This is a genomic window from Amycolatopsis decaplanina DSM 44594 (assembly GCF_000342005.1).
In the GTDB taxonomy this organism is placed as follows: Bacteria; Actinomycetota; Actinomycetes; order Mycobacteriales; family Pseudonocardiaceae; genus Amycolatopsis; species Amycolatopsis decaplanina.
Genome location: NZ_AOHO01000026.1, coordinates 123,204 through 141,423, shown reverse-complemented (window position 1 = coordinate 141,423; position 18,220 = coordinate 123,204). Strand labels below are relative to the sequence as shown.

Genomic DNA, 18,220 nt, shown 5'->3' with positions numbered 1-18,220 from the left:
TCGTTAGCGCACTAACCAACGACAGCAAAGGTCCCTTGCTCTCTTTTCGCAGGTCAGCGCGGGTGGCGCTGGGGCTGCGGCTGCTGGTGGGGCTGCGATTGCCGCTGCGCGGGGTGACGCGGCACGATCTGGGTCACCGGACCGTCCGGCGACTTGCCCGCACGAGCGAGCCAGCCTTCGACGTCGCGTCGCACGGCGGTGAGCGTCGGACGGCGGCGGGGCTCCTGGTCGAGCGACGCGATGAGGATCCGGGCGTGCGCGCTGCGGTTCGGCAGCTTCGACACCGGCTCGGCACGGGCGGCGGCCATCAGCGCGGCCATCGGGGTCTCCCGGGTGCCGCGCGGTGGCTGGCCCGAGAGGGCGTAGCTGACCGTCGCGGCGAGCTGCCAGGCGTCCGACGCCGGGCTGGCCGGGGAGCCCATCGCCTGCTCGGGAGCGACGAAGTCCGGCGTGCCGATCATCATCCCGGTCGCGGTCATCTTCGAGTCGCCCTGACTGCGGGCGATGCCGAAGTCGATGAGGTGGGCGAGCCCGTTGCGGTCGAGGATGATGTTCGACGGCTTGAGGTCACGGTGCAGCACACCCTTCTCGTGCGCCGCGGCGAGCGCGCCCGCCATGGTCGACCAGAGCCGTCCGGCGGCGATGTCGTCGAGCGGGCCCTGCGAGTCGACGATCTCGGCCAGTGAGCGTCCTTCGAGGTACTCCATGACCAGCGCGAGCCCATCGGGTTCCTCGACGAGGTCGTACACGCGGACGCAGTTGGGGTGGTTCACCACGGCCAGAGCCCTGGCCTCGCGCTGCATCCGCTCTTCGGTGTCCCGGTCCGGCGCGTGCGCGATCTTCAGCGCGACAGTGCGGTTGAGCTGGGTGTCGACCGCTTCCCAGACGGTGCCGAAGCCACCGTGGCCGAGCCTGCGGACGCGCTTGTAGCGGCTGCCGCCGGAGTTGCGGGAACCCGGAGGCGGCGGGATCGGCCCGGGGGCCGCGGCCAGGGCGGGAGGTTCGGGTGCCTGCGCCAGCGCGGTCGCCGGGTACTGCTTGGCGGGCGGGGGCGGCAGCTGCTGTTGCGGCTTCGGGGCGGGCGGCTCCGGGCGGTACGGCTCGATCTTCTGCCGGGGCTGCGGGTCCGGCCGGTTGATCACCGACCACGGCGGCGGGCCGACCAGCGCGACCGGGATCAGGCCCAGCACGCTGAACGGCAGGAAACCGAGCCAGAAGTGCACGGCGGTGTTCGCGCCCATGCCGACGCTGGCCAGCACCATCAGCACGAACGGGATCCAGAAGAACCGCGAAGGCCACTTCGGCCCGCGGCGGAACGCTGTGCGCGCCTGCAGCATGACGAACAGCAGCGACAGCGCGGGCAGGCCGACCAGCAGGATCAGGTAGAAGATGTAGCTCAGCTGCATCCCGTTCGGATAGAACAGGACCTCGTACACGTTCTGGCCGCGGCCGAGGTACTCGCTCTGCTTCCCGATCAGCGGACTGTAGTCGGTGTTGAAGGTCGACAGGTCGCTGCCGGAGAAGCCGGATTCACCGCCCGACTTCGACGAGGCGGCTTCCTGATAGGTCTGCGAAACGCCGGTTGCCAGCAGCCACGGCAGCAGGAAGACCGCGACGACGCCGATCCCGCCGAAGATGGACAGGGTCACCACGTCGTAGCGGTTGCCGGTGCCCTTGCGGACGATCGCGACGACCATCGCTCCCAGCGCGGGCAGCAGCGCGACCAGCGCTCCCGCGGTGCTCGTCGCCCACACCCAGTCCCCGGGCCAGATCCCGGGTCCGAAGAGGCTGTGCGCGAACGACAGCAGCGCGCTCGCTAGTCCCATGGACCCTGCTCCCCTAGCTTGTCGAGGCCGTTTCCGGCGGTTTTTTCCTAGTTCAGCTTAGGACGCTCCATGCCCTCGCGGGGTTGCCGGGTTGTCGCGGCCGTCTCCCTGCCGTTACCACCGGGCATGAGCTCGGCCGGAAGTCCATGATGGTCCGGTACCCGAGCGCGAAGGAGCATTCGATGTACGCCGAGACGTACCAGCGGAGCCTTGAAGACCCCGAAGGTTTCTGGCTCGAAGCCGCACGGGCGATCGACTGGACCCGGCCGCCGACGCGAGCCCTCGACGCGTCGAACGCTCCCTTCTACCGCTGGTTCCCGGACGGGGAGCTGAACACGTCGTTCAACGCGCTCGACCGGCACGTGCGGGACGGCCGCGGCGAGCAGACCGCGCTGATCTGGGATTCCCCTGTCACCGATTCGGTACGCCGGTTCACCTACGCGGAACTGCTGGACGACGTCGCGCGTTTCGCGGGCGCGCTCGCCTCTCTCGGCGTCGGGAAGGGCGACCGCGTCATCGTGTACATGCCGATGGTCCCCGAGGCCGCGGTCGCGATGCTCGCTTGCGCCCGGCTCGGCGCGGTGCACTCGGTGGTGTTCGGCGGCTTCGCGCCCAAGGAACTCGCGGCGCGGATCGAGGACGCGAAACCCAAGGTCATCGTCGCCGCCTCGTGCGGGATCGAACCGACGCGGGTCGTCGAGTACAAGCCGATCATCGACGAGGCGCTCGCGGGCACCGCCCACCAGCCGGACAAGGTCGTGGTGCTGCAGCGGGAACGCGCTCGCGCCGAACTGGGTGAGCGTGACGCCGACTGGACCGAGCTGGTCGCGAAGGCCTCCGCCGCCGACCCTGTGCCGGTCGCGGCCACCGACCCGCTGTACATCCTGTACACCTCCGGTACCACGGGGAAACCGAAAGGCGTCGTGCGCGACACCGGCGGGCACGCGGTCGCGCTGGCCTGGTCGATGGGCGCGATCTACGACATCCAGCCCGGTGACGTGTGGTGGACGGCGTCCGACGTCGGCTGGGTCGTCGGCCATTCCTACATCGTCTACGCGCCGCTCCTCATCGGAGCCACAAGTGTCGTGTACGAGGGCAAGCCGGTCGGGACGCCTGACGCGGGGGCGTTCTGGCGTGTCATCGCCGACCACGGGGTCAAGGCGCTGTTCACCGCCCCGACGGCGTTGCGCGCGATCAAGAAGGTCGATCCGGACGGAGGTGAAATCGGAAAATACCAGCTCAGTAGCTTTCAGACGTTGTTCATGGCGGGTGAACGGCTCGATCCGGAGACCTATCACTGGGCGCACGAGAAGCTCGATGTGCCGGTGATCGACCACTGGTGGCAGACCGAGACCGGCTGGCCGATCGCGGCGAATCCGCGCGGGCTGGAGCCGATGCCGGTCAAACCCGGTTCGGCGACGAAACCGGTACCGGGCTGGGCCGTGCGGATCCTGGACCAGGCGGGCGACCCGCTCCCCGCCGGCCAGGAGGGCGCCATCGCCATCGAGCTGCCGCTCCCTCCGGGATCACTGCCGACGTTGTGGCAGGACGACGAGCGGTATCGCGAGTCGTACCTTTCGCGGTACGAGGGCTACTACCTCACGGGTGATTCCGGATACGTCGACGAAGACGGCTACCTGTTCGTCATGGGCCGCACCGACGACGTCATCAACGTCGCGGGTCACCGGCTTTCGACCGGTTCGATGGAGGCCGTGCTGGCGTCCCATCCCGCCGTCGCCGAATGCGCGGTGATCGGGGTCCGGGACCAGCTCAAGGGCCAGCTTCCGCGCGGTTTCGTGGTGCTGAAGTCGGGTGCCGACGTCGACGCCGAAACGCTCAAGGCCGAGTTGGTCGCGCTGGTGCGGCGCGACATCGGTCCGGTCGCCGCGTTCCGCGACGTGTCCATTGTGGATGCGCTGCCGAAGACGCGGTCCGGGAAGATCCTGCGCAAGACGATGCGCGGCATCGCCGACGGCCGCGACGAGCAGGTGCCCTCGACGATCGAAGACGCGAGTGTTCTCGATGCGCTGAAAGCGGTTCTGCGCGGCGAGTGACCGGTGATCGGAACGGCGTACTGGTCCGATCGGGTGTTGTCGCGTTTGCCCTATTGGTCTATACCTCTAAGAGAAGAGAGTCTCCAGTTCCCCGACCGGAGGTGCTCCATGAGTAAACGCCTGTCCACGACCGTGCTCGGCGTGGCCGTCCTGAGCCTCGTGACGCTCGGCCTGCCCGCGACGGCGAGCGCGGCGCAGCACGCGAAGGCCGAACGGACCGTCACCGACGTCATCCCCGCGCCGGTCGACGCGAAACCCGACCCCCGCGCGAACTTCCGCCTCGGCCCCGCGACCGTCATCCGCACCGACCGCGACGGAAAGCAGGTCGCCGAGTACCTGGCCGGGCTGCTCCGGCCCGCCACCGGCTACCGGCTGCCCGTCGTCACCGGCCACCGCGGCGGTGGCCCCGCCATCTCGCTCGAAACGGGCCACGCGAGCGACCGCGTCGGCACCGAGGGCTATCAGCTCAAGGTGTCGCCGTCCGGCGTGACCTTGCGGGCGAACACCGACGAGGGCCTGTTCTCCGGCGTGCAGACACTGCGCCAGCTGCTCCCCTCGGAGATCGAGGCGAAGACCGTCCAGAAGCGTTCGTGGGTGGTCTCGGGCGGCACGGTGCTCGACTACCCGCGCTTCGGCTACCGCGGCGCGATGCTCGACGTCGCCCGGCACTTCTTCACACCGGCGCAGGTCAAGCTCTACATCGACCAGATCGCGCAGTACAAGATCAACACACTCCACCTGCACCTGAGCGACGACCAGGGCTGGCGGATCGAGATCAAGAGCTGGCCGAAACTGGCGACCGTGGGCGGGCAGACGGCCGTCGGCGGCGGCCCCGGCGGGTACTACACGCAGGAGCAGTACAAGGACCTGGTGCGCTACGCGGCTTCGCGGCACATCACGATCGTCCCCGAGATCGACATGCCGGGACACACCAACGCGGCCCAGCACTCCTACGCCGAACTGAACTGTGACGGCAAGGCGGTGCCGCCGCGCACGGACATCGAGGTCGGCTACAGCTCGCTGTGCATCGGCAAGGACATCACCTACAAGTTCGTCGACGACGTCCTCCGCGAACTGGCGGCGATCACCCCCGGGAAGTACCTCGACATCGGGGGCGACGAGGCACACGCGACCACTCCGGAGGATTACCAGACCTTCGCCACGAAGGTGCAGCCGATCGTCGCGAAGTACGGCAAGACGATCACCGGCTGGCACGACATCGCCAAGACGAACCCGCCGGTTTCGGCCGTCCCGCAGTTCTGGGGCACGACCGGCACCGACGCGAACGTCGCCGCGGCCGCGGCCCGGGGCAACAAGATCCTGATGTCGCCCGCCAACAAGGCCTACATGGACATGAAGTACCACCCGCAGACGCCGCTCGGGCTGAGCTGGGCCGGGCTGATCGAGGTCAAGACCGGGTACGACTGGGATCCGGCCACGTACCTGCAGGGCGTGACGGAGAAGAACGTCATCGGCGTCGAGGCGCCGCTGTGGTCGGAAACGCTCGTGACCAGTGAGGACATCGAGTTCATGGCGTTCCCGAGGCTGCCGGGTTACGCCGAGATCGGCTGGTCGCCGAAGGATTCCCGGACCTGGGACGCCTATCGGCTCCGGCTGGCGAAGCAGAGCCCGCGGTGGGTTCAGCAGGGGATCGGCTTCTACCGGTCCACGCAGGTCGACTGGAAGTAGCGGTCAGCTCGCCGCGGCGTCGAGGCGGGCGGTGATGGCGGCACGGGCCAGCGCGTAGGGCTCCGTGCCGCCGAACATCACCGAATCGGCGTTCGCGGCCCGGCCGAGCGCGTTCAGTTCGAAGGCCAGCCGGTTCACGTCGACGGACTCACGCAGGTGCCCGGCCTTCCTCGCCTCGACGGCGGTGGACCGGATGAACTGGGCGAAGGCCCGGCTCGCGTTCGCGACCGCGTCGTGGACACGGCCGGTCCGCGCGTCGAACTCGGCGCCGGTGTTGAAGAAGAAACAGCCACCCGGGAACACCCTGCGTTCCGAGTAGTCGAGCCAGTTCGAGCACAGCGCGCGCAGCCGCGCGATCCCCCGCTCGACCTTCAGTGCCGGCTCGACGACGTTCTCCGCGAAGATCGCGCTCGCCGTCTCGACCGCGGCGAGCTGCAGTTCCTCCTTGGAACCGAACAACGCGAACACCCCGGATTTGCTCAATTCCAGTTCGGCGGCGAGCCTGCCGAGGGACAACCCGTCGAGCCCTTCGACGGACGCGATGTCGACCGCGCGCCGCAGCACGATCCGCCTCGTCGCGTCGCCCCTGGCCACCCGGCCGTCAACCGGCATTCCATTCCCCTCGCCGCCTTTTCGCCGTTTCCAGGCCGTCACGGTACTGCCGGGAAAGCGACGGCGCCGCGAGCACCCGGTCCAGCAGCGCCCAGTACGCGTCGCGGCGATCGTCGTCCAGCCGGGCGACGTTGGTGAACGACGCGACGTACACCTCGGCGATCGTCGGGTTCACCGGATCGCGTTCTTTGAGCGTCATGCGCCCCGAAGTGGGCACCTCGCCCGTCCGCAGCACCCGGAGGTACCAGCCACTGCGACCGGAATCGATCATCGCCGGGATGACGTCCTTGCGCCCGGTCTTCATCGCGAGCTTGAAACACGGCGTGCGCGGCTGCGAGACCTGGACCAGCGCCTCTCCCCAGGCCCAGACGTCGCCGATGCGGACGTCGTATTCGTCGGCGCCCGTCACCGAGGCGTTCTCCCCGAAGTCGCCCGCGACCACCGGGAATCCCTGCTCCGACCAGGCGGCGTAGTGCGTCGCCGGGTAGACGTAGACAGCCTTGTCGACACCGCCGTGGACGGTGCGATCCGCCTGGTCATCGCCGGCCAGGTTGATCTCGTCCAGCTTCAGGAAGGGTGTCTCCACACGCGACTTCGCGATGGCGCTGTACACCGGGACGTCACGCTTCGTCCCCAGCACGGACGGCCGTCCTACGAAGACTTCGTTCACTTCGAGAGTGCTCACACCCTAGAAGATAGCACGATCGTTCGTATACATTGCCGCCATGGATCTCATCGCACTCACGACCCGGGCCCATCACGCCACCGGAGCCACGATCGCCGGAATCGGCGCGGACGACTGGGACCGCTCGACGCCCTGTGCCGAGTGGACCGTCCGCGACATCGTGAAACACCTGATCGACAACAACGAGCACCGCGCCGCGCAGGCGTCCGGCCGCGCCAGGAAGACCCGGCCGACGACGGACGGCGACCTCGCCAGGTCCTACGCGGAGAGTTCCTCCGAGTTCCTCGATGCCTTCGACGCCCAGGCGCTGGAAAAGACCTTCGACTTCGGGACCTTCGGCCCGCTCCCCGGGAAGAACGCCTTGGCCGTGCTGTTCGTCGACACGCTCACCCACGGCTGGGACCTCGATACCGCCCTGGGGCGTGAACACCGCTGGGACGACGAACTCGCGACGGCCGCGTTGAAGGTGGCGGGCCGCTACCCCGATGTGATGCCGGTGCGCGACCCCGGCGGCGCCTTCGACCACGCTGTCGAGGCGCCGCCGGGCGCCGGGCCGGGCGAGGCGCTCATCGCGTTGCTGGGCCGTTCAGCTCAGCCGATTCCTCGTCGCTGAACAGCCGGGACCGGACCAGGAAGCGGACTCCTTCCGGCGCCTCCAAGGAGAATCCGCTTCCCCGGCCGGGGACGACGTCGATGGTCAGATGCGTGTGCTTCCAGTACTCGAACTGGGGCCCCGACATCCACACCGGAACGTCGTCGATGCCTTCGACGCTCAGGTCACCAAGGTGGACATCGGACGCCCCGGTGCGGAATTCGCCCGCCGGGTAGCACATCGGGGCGCTCCCGTCGCAGCATCCGCCGGACTGGTGGAACATCACCCTCCCGTGGAGTGAAACCAGCCGCCGCAGCAGATCCGCGGCGGCCGGTGTCAAGCCGACCCGCTCGGCCATCAGAAGAACCCGAGCGCACTGTCCGAATAGGACACCAGCATGTTCTTGGTCTGCTGGTAGTGGTCCAGCATCATCTTGTGGTTCTCGCGCCCGATCCCGGAGGCCTTGTAGCCGCCGAAGGCCGCGTGCGCCGGGTAGGCGTGGTAGTTGTTGACCCACACCCGGCCCGCCTGGATGTCGCGGCCGGCGCGGTAGGCGGTGTTGCCGTCGCGCGACCAGACACCGGCGCCGAGGCCGTACAGCGTGTCGTTGGCGATCTTCAGCGCGTCGGCGTAGTCGTCGAACTTCGCCACCGAGACGACCGGGCCGAAGATCTCTTCTTGGAAGATCCGCATCTTGTTGTCGCCCTCGAAGACCGTCGGCTGCACGTAGTACCCGCCGGAAAGTTCGCCGCCGAGGTCGCTGCGCTCACCGCCGGTGAGGATCTTCGCCCCTTCCTTCACGCCGATGTCGATGTAGGAAAGGATCTTCTCCAGCTGGTCGTTGGAGGCCTGCGCGCCGATCTGCGTCTCGGTGTCGAGCGGGTGACCCTGCTTGATCTTCTTGACCCGCTCGACGGCGTCGCCGAGGAACCGGTCGTAGATGCCGGACTGGATCAGCGCCCGCGACGGGCACGTGCAGACCTCGCCCTGGTTCAGCGCGAAGAGCGCGAACCCTTCCTGCGCCTTGTCGTAGAAGGCGTCGTTGGCCGCGGCGACGTCGTCGAAGAAGATGTTCGGGCTCTTGCCGCCGAGTTCGACGGTGACCGGGATGATGTTCTCGCTGGCGTACTGCAGGATCAGCCGTCCGGTGGTGGTCTCGCCGGTGAACGCGACCTTCCGCACGCGGTTGCTCGACGCGAGCGGCTTGCCCGCTTCGACGCCGAAGCCGTTGACGATGTTCAGCACACCCGGCGGGATCAGGTCGCCGATGAGCGAAAGCAGCAGATGAATGGACGCCGGGGTCTGCTCGGCGGGTTTGAGCACGATCGCGTTGCCGGCGGCGAGTGCGGGCGCGAGCTTCCAGACCGCCATCAGCAACGGGAAGTTCCACGGGATGATCTGGCCGACGACGCCGAGCGGCTCGTGGAAGTGGTACGCGACGGTGCTGTCGTCGATCTGGGAGATTCCGCCCTCCTGGGCGCGCAGTGCGCCGGCGAAGTAGCGGAAGTGGTCGATCGCCAGGGGGATGTCGGCGGCGAGGGTCTCGCGGACCGGCTTGCCGTTCTCCCACGATTCGGCGACGGCGATCGCCTCGAGGTGCTGTTCCATCCGGTCGGCGATCTTGAGCAGCACGTTCGACCGCTCGTCCACCGACGTCCGGCCCCACGCCCCGGCCGCGCCTTCGGCCGCGTCGAGCGCGCGGTCGATGTCGGCGGCGGTGCCGCGGGCGACCTCGGTGAACACCTGGCCGGTCACCGGGGTCGGGTTCTCGAAGTACTGACCGCTCGCGGGCGGTACGTACTCGCCCCCGATGTAGTGGTCGTAGCGCGACTCGTAGCTGACGACGCTGCCTTCGGTGTTCGGTGCCGCGTACTTGGCCATCTTTCCTGCCTCATCGCTAGGGGTGGCGGATGGCGGCGAAGCTAGGGCGGGTGAGGTTGCACGCACGTTGCAACGAAGTGAGCGAGGTCACCTATCCTCGGAAACGTGGCGGAGCTGCCCGGAGGTGAAGCGTCGCCGCGTGACCCTCAGGCGTACGCGCGGCTGCTGAAGGGCGTCCACGACGCCGTCGTCTCCGGTGTTCCCGCGCCGCGTTCCCTCAGGTCGGTCGTGTCCGCGTCGTGGAATCGTTCGCTCGCCGCGCGGGTCGACCCGGACAAGGGCGTCGCGCCGCTGGTCTACGACTCCGGCGAGGTGAGCGGGCTCCGGGACGAGCATCCGCTGGCGCCGGTGCTGCCGATCCTGCGGCAGACGCTGGTGAGCATCGCCGACGACGCCGAGCACATGATGATCGTGACCGACGCGGCCGGGCACATCCTGTGGCGCGAGGGGGCGGCGGGCGTACTCCGGTGCGCGGACGGCGTGATGCTCGCCGAAGGCACACGCTGGAGTGAGGACGTCATCGGGACGAACGCGATGGGCACCACACTCGCCACCGGGAAACCGGTGCAGATCTACTCCGCCGAGCATCTGGTACGGACTTATCACGGCTGGACCTGCGCGGCGGCGCCCGTGCGCGATCCGGAGACCGGCGCGCTGCTCGGGTCGATCGACGTCAGCGGTCCGCTGCGCACGGTCCACCCCGCGATGCTCGCACTGGTCACGGCGGCCGCGCAGCTCGCCGAAGGCCAGTTGCTGGCACGGCTCGCGATGCGCGACGAACGGCTGCGGGCCGCGAACATGACTCACCTGGAAGCGTTGCGTGGCGCGCCGGGCGCCCTGCTTTCGGCGAAGGGACGCGTGCTGGCGGCCGAATCCTGCGGCGATCTTCCCTCCACTGTGGACATCCGGCCCGGCGGCGGCGCGGTCACCCTGCCCGACGGACGGCTCGGCACGGTGGAGCCGTTGAGCGAGGGCTACCTGCTGCGCCTGCGGAGCCGGGGCCCGTCGAGGCGTCCACGGCTCGCGCTCGAGTTCCTCACCGACGGCCCGCCATCGACCACGGTGGACGGTCGCGAGGTGCCGTTCACCTTGCGGCACGCGGAGATCCTCACGCTGCTCGCCCTGCATCCCGGCGGTCTTTCGGCGGAGCGGCTGGCCCTGCTGCTCTACGGCGAGAGCGGCAATCCGGTGACCGTGCGCGCGGAGATCCACCGGCTGCGGACGCAGCTCGGGTCCGACATCGTGCGGACGCGGCCGTACCGGCTTTCCGCCGAGGTGGACGCCGACTTCCTGCGGGTCCGCGAGGCGCTCAAACGAGGCGACGTCGCCAGCGCGGCGAACACGTTCCGCGGTCCGCTGCTGGCCGAATCGGAGTCGCCCGCCGTACGCGAGGAGCGCGAGTCGGTCACCGCGTCGGTCCGCCGGGTCGTGCTCGGCAGCGGGGACGCGGCGGCGCTGTGGTCGTACTGGGAGACCCCGTGCGGGGCCGACGACCTGGAAATCGTCGACTCGCTGTGCCGGGTGCTCCCGGACGGCGATCCGCGGCGCGCCGTCGCCTTCACCCACCGGGCTCGCCTGAACCACTGAGTAGACAGCGTCTACACGAGTTTGATAGACAGTGTCTACAAGGTGAACCCGCGGTTACGGAGATCTGGATGGGCTGCCAACGATTCGTCGCGCTCGGCGACAGCTGCGCCGAAGGGCTGGCCGATCCGCATCCGTCGGGTGGCTTCTACCGCGGCTGGGCCGACTTCGTCGCGGCCCGCCTCGCCGAGGAGGAGCCCGGTTTCCGTTACGCCAACCTCGCGGTCCGCGGGCGCAGGCTCGACCAGATCCACGCCGAGCAGACCCCGGCGGCGAGCAGGCTCCAGCCGGATCTGATCGCGTTGTTCGGCGGCGGCAACGACGTGATGAGCCGCGGCTGGGACGCGCGCACGGTCGCCCGCCGCGTCGACACGGCCATCCGCGCCTGCACCGAGATCGCGCCACAGGTCGTCACCTTCACCCTCAGCGACATCTCCCACCGCATGCCGATGGGCCACCGCATGCGCCCGCGCCTCACCGCGCTGAACGACGCCGTCCGCGAGGCGTCCGTCAGCTACGGCGCGACCCTCGTCGACCTCTGGCCGGACGACGCCGCGCACGATTCCCGCTACTTCGGCCCGGATCGGCTGCACCTGTCCGAGCAAGGCCACCGGCGCCTGGCGGGGCACGTGCTCGGCAAGCTCGGCGTCACCCACGACCCGGCCTGGCTCGCTCCGCTGCCCGGATCGGCCGGACGCCCCGGCCTGCGCGCGGACCTGCGCTGGCTGACCAGGGAGGTCCTCCCGGTCGCGGTCAGCCGGTTCCGCAACCGGATCATCGGCCGCCAGCCGGGCGACGGGTTCCTGCCGAAACGTCCCGACCTGCTGCCCGTTCTCGAGGAGACCAGGTCGTGGGCGCCCGAACCCGCCTGATCGACACCGCGGCGAACCTGCTGGCGGAAGAAGGCGTCGGCGCCGTGACGCTGCGCGGGATCGCGAAGGCCGCCGGTGTCTCGCACGGCGCGCCGCTGCGGCATTTCTCCGGCCGCGCGGCCCTGCTCTCGGCGGTCGCCACCCGCGGCCACACCGAACTGCTCGATCGCGGCACCTCGCTGCCGGATGGGACACCACGCGAACGGCTCATCGCGGCTTGCCACGGCTACCTCGACTTCGCGCTCGCCAATCCGGCGATGTTCGAGCTGATGTTCCGCCGAGACCTCATCGATCCGGACGATCCAGAACTCACGCGGGTGAGCAGCGCGGTGTTCGACTTCTTCGCCGCGCTGGTCGCCGACGTCCAAGAAGGCGGCTGGCATCCCGCGACCGATCCGCGACTGCTCGCGTCCTCCCTGTGGGCGTCACTGCACGGTCTCGCCCAGCTGTGGCTCTGGGGCGGGCTGGCGGGCGCGAGCTTCGCACCGTCGCCGGAAAGGGCGCTGGCCGTGACGCTGGACGCCTATCTTGGCTGAAGCTCGGCGAAGAGGCGGCCCACCCCGGATATCCCCTCCCGAAGGCCCTCTTACCCGGAGCGGGTCATCCTCTTCGCCGAGTTAGGGGAATGGAATATCCATCCTGCGCCGACGTTATCCGGACCGATCATCGAGCGGAATCACCGCGAGTCGGAAGCCAGGGTAAACCTTGGCGGTATATAGCGCGGTGAATACCGCGCTGGTTGCAGGAATTGGGCGCCCTCTGGCTCCGGCGGTAACTTGCGGAAGTGCCGTCCCTCGCTCAGCTCCTCCGCGCACGGCCGCTGCTCACCGATTGCCTGATCACCGCGGCGTCGGCCACCCTTCTCGCCTTGGGCGCGGCACCCCGCGGCGGTGCGTTCGGCGATCCGGTCGAGGCCGGGGCCGTAGTCCTCGCGGTGCTCATCGCCCTCCCGCTGATCGTGCGCCGCCGTCATCCGATCGCGGTCCTGCTCACCTCGGTTTCGATCATGACCGTCTACACCGCGTTGGGTTACCGAGCCACCTTGGGCGAACCCTCCGCGTTCATCGCGGCGTACACGGTGTGGGCGCGGTACCCGCCCGCGAAAGCCGTGGCGCCGACCATCCTGTGGGTCCTCCTTTTCGAACTGGGGCTCGTGCTCGGCGAAGTGCCGACCTTCGTGGTGGACACGACGCGCCTGCTCGCGCAGTGCGCGGGCACGATCATCGTCGGACGGCTCGGCTACCTGCGCGCGAACAAGCTGGTGGAACGCGCCGTCCGCGCGGAACGGGAGATCCGGCTGGAAGCGGAACAGGCCGTCGTCGAGGAACGCATCCGCATCGCCCACGAGCTGCACGACGTCGTTTCCCACCACATTTCGGTGATCGCCGTGCAGGCGAACCTCGCGCGCTACGTCTTCGAATCCTCCCCCGACACCGCGCGCACCGCGCTGGACACCATCACCGGGACCACGACCGAAGCGCTCGACGAACTACGGCGCCTGCTCGGGGTCCTGCGCCCCCCGCGGCGCGAGACTCGCGAATACCGTCCTCAACCCGGCCTCGCCGACCTTCCCGCACTGGTCACCCGTGTGCGTGAAGCCGGCCTCGTGGTGAAGACGCGAATCGTCGGCGAACCGCGACGGCTTCCTCCCGGGCAGCAACTGTGCACCTACCGAATCGCCCAGGAAGCGCTTACGAACGTGCTGAAACACGCGGAGAAGGCGATTGTGGAACTCGTCCTCGAATACGGTGACGAAGCGCTCGTGCTGAGCGTCCGCAATTCCGGTTCGGAAGGGACACCACCGCCCGATCCGGCCGGGCAAGGCCTCATCGGAATGCGCGAACGGGCGAGAATGTACGGTGGTTCGATCGAAATGGGACCGGCCGGATCCGGTGGTTTCGCGATCGAACTGACCCTTCCCTATCTGCCGCAGGAGCGAGCCCGGTGACCAGTGTGTTGGTGGTCGACGACCAGGATCTCGTCCGGGCGGGCTTCGTCGCCCTGCTCGACGCCGTCCCCGGCGTTCGAGTCGCGGGAGAGGCGCGAAACGGGCTCGAAGCCGTCGAAAAGGCTCGTGAACTGCGTCCCGAAGTGATCCTGATGGACATCCGGCTGCCCGGACTCGACGGGGTCGAGGCGACCGAACGGATCCTCGCGCACGCCGGGCCGGACAAGCCGAAGGTGCTCATGCTGACGGTGTTCGACCTCGACGAGTACGTCTACACCGCGTTGCGCGCGGGCGCGGCGGGGTTTCTGCTCAAGGACAGCCCGCCGGAGACCCTGATCGCCGGGATCCACGCCGTCGCGCGCGGCGACATGCTGTTCGGGCCGACCATCACGCGGCGGCTGGTCGAAGCCTTCACCCAAGGCCCGCCGGAAAAGCCCGCGGCCCCGCCCGCGCTGACCGGGCTGACCGAACGCGAACTCGAGGTGCTGCGCTTCGTCGGCACCGGTATGCCGAACGCCGACATCGCGCGGAGCCTGCTGGTCAGCGAAGCCACGGTGAAAACGCATCTGAACCGCCTGATGACCAAGCTCCGGATCTCCAGCCGGGCCCAAGCGGTGGTGGTGGCCTACGAAACGGGCCTCGTACGGCCTCGCGGTTCCTGAATCACGCGGCCGAAGTCCTTGCCCAGTAAGGATTTCGCGGCATGCCACCCACCCATCCCGTGTACGCCGGGCCCCGGCGCCGTCGCCGCCGAGCACAGGAAGACGCCGCCGAGCGGAGTCCGGTGCGGATTCCACCGGGCGACCGGCCGCCCGAGCACCTGCCGCAGAGTCACCGCGCCCGCGGCCACGTCACCGCCGGGATAGTTCGCGTTGTAGGCCTCGAGTTCCGGCGCGGTCAGACAACGGCTCGCCAGGATCGTGTCGGAGAACCCGGGCGCGAACCGCTCGATCCGCCGGCGGACCAGCTCCGTGGCGTCCCGCGGATCCCCGTGCGGCACATGGCAATACGCCCACACCGGCCGCTTGCCCGGCAGCCCGCGGGACGGGTTGATCGTCATCGGATCCGACACGAGCACGAACCGGTCGTCCGGATCTCCGCCGCGCACGATGGCGTTTTCGGCGGCGTACACCTCGTCCCGGGTGCCTCCGAGATGGACGGTGCCCGCCTTGCCGACCTCCGGCACCGCCCACGGAATCGGTTCGGAAACCAGGAAATCGACCTTCGCCACGCTGGGTCCGTAGCGATAGGACTCCAGCGCCTTCCGGTATCGCGGCGGCAGCAGGTCGCGGGCGATTTCGAGGAATCCCCGCGGTGCGAGGTCGAGGATCACCGTGCGCGACTTCGCCAGTCGCCGCAGATCCGTGATCCGGCTGCCGGTGTGGATTTGCCCGCCGTGCGCGCGGACGTCGGCGGCGAGAGCTTCGGTGATGGCTTGGCTTCCGCCGCGGGCGATCGGCCAGCCCGTCGAGTGCGCGAGGTGAGCGAGAAGGAGGGTCGCGCCGGCCGCGGCAAGCGAGGGCTGACGGCTCATCACGTGCGCGGAGACTCCGGAAAGCAGCGCGGGCGCCTCCGGGCCGGTGAACAGGCGGCGCTCCGAACCGGACGCGAGCAGCGCCACCCGGGCGGGAAGAAGGGCGGCGACACGAGGATCGCGAGGCGGATGGCGGAGGTCCCCGAGCAGGAGATCGGCCAGTTCGCGGCTGTTCTCGGCCAGCGGGCCCAGCAGACGGCGCCACCGGGGACCGTCCGCACCGAGGGCGTCACAGGTCCGGTCGAGATCTTCGTAAGCGAGCCCTGCCCGGCTACCGTCCAAGGGATGTGCGTACGCGATCTCCGACCGCAGAAGATCGACACCGTGCGCGGCGAGGCCGAACCAGCGGAAGAAAGGAGACGCCGCGGCCAGCGGATGCCCCGTCGCGCAAATATCGTGACGGACTTCGCCGTCGAACAGCGAAGCCGTGCGTGTCCCGCCGCCGATCTCTTCCGCCGCCTCGTGCACTTCGACCGTCAGCCCCGCCCTGACCAGCAGGACCGCCGCCGCGAGCCCGTTCGGGCCGGAACCGACCACCGACACGTCGACCGACATACCGCCCCCTCGCCGGGCTCCGAACATCTCACCCGAATATTGTCGGACCTCTCTCCTAGATTGATCCGTTCCAACCCAATCAGGAAGGAGGGCCATGCCCGACCATGACACGCTGCTCGCGCGCGTCCGGAAACTCCTCGCGAAGGCGGAGGACCCGGCGGTCACCGAGGCCGAAGCCGAGTCGTACAACACCAAGGCCGCCGAACTGATCGCCCGGTACGGCATCGATCAGGCGTTGCTGGCCGCCTCCGGGGCGACCGTCGACGAGATCACCCAGATCATGATCCCGCTCGACAACCCGTACAGCCGGGACAAGGCGGGACTGCTCACGAACATCGCGCATCCGCTGCGCTGCCGGGCCCTGCTGCACCGGCTCGGCCAGTCGGTCACCGCGGTGACGGTGTTCGGTTTCCGGTCCGATCTGGAACGCACGGAACTGCTGTACACGAGCCTGCTGCTGCAGGCGACCACCCAGCTGACCCGGGTCCGCCCGGAGAACCGGGTGTTCGCGGGTGAATCACTGGCCGCGTACCGGCGGACGTGGCTGCACGGGTTCTCCGGCGCGGTCTACGAACGGCTCCGCAACAGTGAGGACACCGCGGCCCGGACCCATCCGGCCGCCACCGGTCATCGCTCCGCCGAACTGGTGATCCAGGACCGGACGGCGATGGTCAAGCAGGCGTACGACGAGCAGTACGGTGACCTGCGCTCGGCGCCGCCGAGGCGGTTGTCCGGCAGTGGCTACCTCGACGGGCACTCCGCCGGCGAGCGCGCCAACCTCAACACCACCGGTATCACCGGACGGCGCCGCGCGCTGCCCGTGCGCTAGCCGGTCGCACCCACCTCGCACGGCCGATGCCGTGCCCGAAAACCACCTCGTGAGAATCGCGTGTCCTCGGGTCTACTGAGGACATGATCGTGATCGAAGACCTGGCCACCCGGCCCGAATTGCGCGAGCCCGCGCTCGCCCTCGGCGGTGTCGGCGGTGAATTCCTCCAGCACGGCCTCGCGGGCCTGCTGGCGAAGTCGTCCCACCTGGCCGCCCGCTGGCCGGAATACTTCCTCGTGCTGCTGGAAGACGACGTTCCGGTGGCGAGAACCGCCGCCGTCCCGGTCGGCTTCCCGACGGCCGAACGTCCGGAACTGCCGGACCACGGCTGGGACGCCGCCCTGATCTGGGCCGCGGAAGACCTGATGAGCGCCCGTGAGACGAATACGCTGATCGCACTCGAAGTGATGGTCGCGCCAGGCCGCCGTGGTGGCGGCCTGGCCACAAAAGCGTTGGAAGCGTTGAAAAAGCGCGCCTCGGAAACAGGTATGCGCAACCTCGTCGTGCCGGTCCGCCCGGCCGGGAAGGAGAACGAACCAGGACTGTCCTTTGAGGACTACATTGCCCGCCGTCGCGCGGACGGGCTGCCCGAGGATCCGTGGTTGCGCACGCATGAACGACTCGGTGCCCGGTTCGTGAAAGTGGCACCGTTCGCGATGACGGTCACCGGCACCTTCGCCCAGTGGCAGGCGTGGACCGGCGTCGAACTGCGGGACGGCCTCACGGCCGTGCTGGGAGGGATCGCGCCGGTGCTCGCCTCCTCGACGCTGGACGTCGGCGTCTACACGGAACCGAACGCCTGGCTCGAACACCTGGTAGCCGAAGCCAGCACCTGCTAGATTTCTTTGGCATGTGCAGGAGCGCGGCATGACCGCCACCGGACCGTCCGGCGACGAGCTGCTGCGGCTGCTGGGGGCGCTGGCGAATCCGCACCGGCTGCGGATCGTCGCGGCGCTGCGCGCGGAGCGCGCGTATGTGAGCCAGCTGGCGCGAGAGCTCGGCATCAGCCGGGCGCTGCTGCAGCTCCACCTGCGCAAACTGGAGGCGGCCGGGCTCGTGTCGGCCGCACTGGAGCTGTCGGAGGACGGGAAGGCGATGAAGTTCTACGAGGTGCAACCGTTCCTGGTCCAGCTGAGCCCGGACACCATCGCCGCCGCGGCGCCGACGCTGAGCACACCGGCACCGGGGGAAGAGGGGGAACGATCGTGAACTGGCATCAATGGCAGGAGGTCGCCGGGCTGATCGGCATCTTCGTGTTCCTCACCGTGGTGATCACGGTGGTCGTGTGGCAGTTCGGCGCGACCATCCGGGCCAGGGGCGCGCTCGCGCGCGAGCAGGAATACCGCAGGCTCGCCGAAAAGGCTGTCCAGGCGCAGGAAGAGACCGAACGCAAACTCACCGAACTCGACGGACGCCTCACGGATCTCAAGAAGAGCGTGGGCACTGTCGAGCGGATCCTCAAGGAGGTCGACTGACCACCGGTGAAAGACCCTGGGCCGCCGAGCGGCAACTCGACGGCCCAGGAAAGAAGAAGCAAAAACCTCGCCCGAGGCATCTCA

Annotated in this window: 18 protein-coding genes; 12 read left to right on the top strand and 6 right to left on the bottom strand. The window is 69.0% G+C overall.

Translation table 11 applies throughout. The features are described from left to right. Positions 1 to 53: 53 nt before the first annotated feature. The gene (locus H074_RS04095) at positions 54 to 1,826 is read right to left on the bottom strand and encodes a serine/threonine-protein kinase (protein WP_007028752.1); all 1,773 of its coding nucleotides are present in this window, start codon (positions 1,824 to 1,826) and stop codon (positions 54 to 56) included. Positions 1,827 to 1,972: 146 nt separating this feature from the next. Between H074_RS04095 and H074_RS04090 the strand changes: the two genes are divergently transcribed. After that, on the top strand, positions 1,973 to 3,880 hold the full coding sequence (locus H074_RS04090; protein WP_039921436.1) for a propionyl-CoA synthetase: 1,908 nt from the start codon (positions 1,973 to 1,975) through the stop codon (positions 3,878 to 3,880). A gap of 108 nt (positions 3,881 to 3,988) precedes the next feature. Then, entirely contained in the window at positions 3,989 to 5,569 is a 1,581-nt protein-coding gene (locus H074_RS04085; RefSeq protein ID WP_007028750.1) for a beta-N-acetylhexosaminidase, read from the top strand. Positions 5,570 to 5,572: 3 nt separating this feature from the next. Here H074_RS04085 and H074_RS04080 read toward each other — a convergent pair whose 3' ends face one another. Together H074_RS04080 and H074_RS04075 are read right to left on the bottom strand one after the other, a co-directional pair. Further along, positions 5,573 to 6,181: a TetR/AcrR family transcriptional regulator gene (locus tag H074_RS04080; protein ID WP_007028749.1), complete on the bottom strand. Its 609-nt coding sequence runs from the start codon at positions 6,179 to 6,181 to the stop codon at positions 5,573 to 5,575. After that, positions 6,171 to 6,866, bottom strand: a complete 696-nt coding sequence (locus tag H074_RS04075) for an MOSC domain-containing protein (RefSeq protein WP_007028748.1) — start codon at positions 6,864 to 6,866, stop codon at positions 6,171 to 6,173. The genes H074_RS04080 and H074_RS04075 overlap by 11 nt, the downstream gene beginning before the upstream one ends. A 40-nt stretch (positions 6,867 to 6,906) precedes the next feature. On the opposite strand from H074_RS04075, the gene H074_RS04070 reads away from it, so the two are divergent. Further along, on the top strand, positions 6,907 to 7,479 hold the full coding sequence (locus H074_RS04070) for a TIGR03086 family metal-binding protein (RefSeq protein WP_007028747.1): 573 nt from the start codon (positions 6,907 to 6,909) through the stop codon (positions 7,477 to 7,479). Here H074_RS04070 and H074_RS04065 read toward each other — a convergent pair. Further along, positions 7,433 to 7,816, bottom strand: a complete 384-nt coding sequence (locus H074_RS04065) for a DUF779 domain-containing protein (protein ID WP_007028746.1) — start codon at positions 7,814 to 7,816, stop codon at positions 7,433 to 7,435. The genes H074_RS04070 and H074_RS04065 overlap by 47 nt on opposite strands. Beyond that, complete coding sequence (exaC, locus tag H074_RS04060) at positions 7,816 to 9,339, bottom strand: acetaldehyde dehydrogenase ExaC (protein ID WP_007028745.1); 1,524 nt, start codon at positions 9,337 to 9,339, stop codon at positions 7,816 to 7,818. Before exaC ends, H074_RS04065 begins: the two co-directional genes overlap by 1 nt. A 105-nt stretch (positions 9,340 to 9,444) precedes the next feature. Between exaC and H074_RS04055 the strand changes: the two genes are divergently transcribed. From H074_RS04055 to H074_RS04035, 5 genes are all read left to right on the top strand, one after another. Further along, positions 9,445 to 10,926: a helix-turn-helix domain-containing protein gene (locus H074_RS04055; protein ID WP_007028744.1), complete on the top strand. Its 1,482-nt coding sequence runs from the start codon at positions 9,445 to 9,447 to the stop codon at positions 10,924 to 10,926. A 68-nt stretch (positions 10,927 to 10,994) separates the two neighbouring features. Further along, complete coding sequence (locus tag H074_RS04050) at positions 10,995 to 11,795, top strand: SGNH/GDSL hydrolase family protein (RefSeq protein WP_007028743.1); 801 nt, start codon at positions 10,995 to 10,997, stop codon at positions 11,793 to 11,795. Next, positions 11,774 to 12,331: a TetR/AcrR family transcriptional regulator gene (locus H074_RS04045; RefSeq protein ID WP_007028742.1), complete on the top strand. Its 558-nt coding sequence runs from the start codon at positions 11,774 to 11,776 to the stop codon at positions 12,329 to 12,331. The genes H074_RS04050 and H074_RS04045 overlap by 22 nt, the downstream gene beginning before the upstream one ends. 248 nt (positions 12,332 to 12,579) lie before the next feature. Further along, on the top strand, positions 12,580 to 13,743 hold the full coding sequence (locus tag H074_RS04040; RefSeq protein ID WP_007028741.1) for a sensor histidine kinase: 1,164 nt from the start codon (positions 12,580 to 12,582) through the stop codon (positions 13,741 to 13,743). After that, positions 13,740 to 14,405, top strand: coding sequence for a response regulator (locus tag H074_RS04035; protein WP_007028740.1), 666 nt, complete (start codon positions 13,740 to 13,742; stop codon positions 14,403 to 14,405). Before H074_RS04040 ends, H074_RS04035 begins: the two co-directional genes overlap by 4 nt. On the opposite strand, the gene H074_RS04030 is transcribed toward H074_RS04035, so the two are convergent. Then, positions 14,369 to 15,832 (bottom strand): phytoene desaturase family protein, encoded by a 1,464-nt coding sequence (locus H074_RS04030; protein ID WP_007028739.1) that lies wholly within the window; start codon positions 15,830 to 15,832, stop codon positions 14,369 to 14,371. The two genes, H074_RS04035 and H074_RS04030, sit on opposite strands and share 37 nt — an antisense overlap. Before the next feature lie 94 nt (positions 15,833 to 15,926). Between H074_RS04030 and H074_RS04025 the strand changes: the two genes are divergently transcribed. The 4 genes from H074_RS04025 (at position 15,927) to H074_RS04010 (ending at position 18,136) form a co-directional block, all read left to right on the top strand. After that, positions 15,927 to 16,661: a DUF2786 domain-containing protein gene (locus H074_RS04025; protein ID WP_007028738.1), complete on the top strand. Its 735-nt coding sequence runs from the start codon at positions 15,927 to 15,929 to the stop codon at positions 16,659 to 16,661. An 83-nt stretch (positions 16,662 to 16,744) separates the two neighbouring features. Then, positions 16,745 to 17,500: a GNAT family N-acetyltransferase gene (locus tag H074_RS04020; protein ID WP_007028737.1), complete on the top strand. Its 756-nt coding sequence runs from the start codon at positions 16,745 to 16,747 to the stop codon at positions 17,498 to 17,500. Positions 17,501 to 17,528: 28 nt separating this feature from the next. Then, a complete protein-coding gene (locus H074_RS04015) occupies positions 17,529 to 17,870 on the top strand; it encodes an ArsR/SmtB family transcription factor (protein ID WP_007028736.1) in 342 nt (113 codons plus the stop codon). After that, complete coding sequence (locus tag H074_RS04010) at positions 17,867 to 18,136, top strand: hypothetical protein (RefSeq protein ID WP_007028735.1); 270 nt, start codon at positions 17,867 to 17,869, stop codon at positions 18,134 to 18,136. The genes H074_RS04015 and H074_RS04010 overlap by 4 nt, the downstream gene beginning before the upstream one ends. Positions 18,137 to 18,220: the final 84 nt, after the last annotated feature.

Coding starts and splice junctions, on each gene's coding strand:
- H074_RS04095 (WP_007028752.1), bottom strand. CDS start 1,826: ATGGGACTAGCGAGCGCGCTGCTGTCGTTCGCGCACAGCCTCTTCGGA.
- H074_RS04090 (WP_039921436.1), top strand. CDS start 1,973: ATGATGGTCCGGTACCCGAGCGCGAAGGAGCATTCGATGTACGCCGAG.
- H074_RS04085 (WP_007028750.1), top strand. CDS start 3,989: ATGAGTAAACGCCTGTCCACGACCGTGCTCGGCGTGGCCGTCCTGAGC.
- H074_RS04080 (WP_007028749.1), bottom strand. CDS start 6,181: ATGCCGGTTGACGGCCGGGTGGCCAGGGGCGACGCGACGAGGCGGATC.
- H074_RS04070 (WP_007028747.1), top strand. CDS start 6,907: ATGGATCTCATCGCACTCACGACCCGGGCCCATCACGCCACCGGAGCC.
- H074_RS04065 (WP_007028746.1), bottom strand. CDS start 7,816: ATGGCCGAGCGGGTCGGCTTGACACCGGCCGCCGCGGATCTGCTGCGG.
- exaC (WP_007028745.1), bottom strand. CDS start 9,339: ATGGCCAAGTACGCGGCACCGAACACCGAAGGCAGCGTCGTCAGCTAC.
- H074_RS04050 (WP_007028743.1), top strand. CDS start 10,995: ATGGGCTGCCAACGATTCGTCGCGCTCGGCGACAGCTGCGCCGAAGGG.
- H074_RS04030 (WP_007028739.1), bottom strand. CDS start 15,832: ATGTCGGTCGACGTGTCGGTGGTCGGTTCCGGCCCGAACGGGCTCGCG.
- H074_RS04025 (WP_007028738.1), top strand. CDS start 15,927: ATGCCCGACCATGACACGCTGCTCGCGCGCGTCCGGAAACTCCTCGCG.
- H074_RS04020 (WP_007028737.1), top strand. CDS start 16,745: ATGATCGTGATCGAAGACCTGGCCACCCGGCCCGAATTGCGCGAGCCC.
- H074_RS04015 (WP_007028736.1), top strand. CDS start 17,529: ATGACCGCCACCGGACCGTCCGGCGACGAGCTGCTGCGGCTGCTGGGG.